Genomic DNA, 255 nt, shown 5'->3' with positions numbered 1-255 from the left:
AAAGGATGGTGGAGCTATGCGGGATCGAACCGCAGACCTCCTGCGTGCAAGGCAGGCGCTCTCCCAGCTGAGCTATAACCCCATCGTAATTGCAATCTCGTTACCAGCGTCCTTCTTTACAGAAGGAATTTGGTAGGCCTGAGTGGACTTGAACCACCGACCTCACCCTTATCAGGGGTGCGCTCTAACCACCTGAGCTACAAGCCTGCAGATATGCTTTACTGCTTTCTTTTCATCAGACAATCTGTGTGGACA

The 255-nt window shown here is 51.8% G+C and carries 2 tRNA genes; both read right to left on the bottom strand.

The window, feature by feature from the left end:
• Positions 1-6: 6 nt before the first annotated feature.
• Positions 7-82: transfer RNA gene (locus AC6EMZ_RS23425), tRNA-Ala, on the bottom strand.
• Positions 83-130: 48 nt separating this feature from the next.
• Positions 131-207: transfer RNA gene (locus tag AC6EMZ_RS23420), tRNA-Ile, on the bottom strand.
• Positions 208-255: the final 48 nt, after the last annotated feature.

This window comes from Enterobacter sp. SCRI0065 (assembly GCF_059766475.1).
This window is presented reverse-complemented; position numbering and strand designations above follow the sequence as displayed.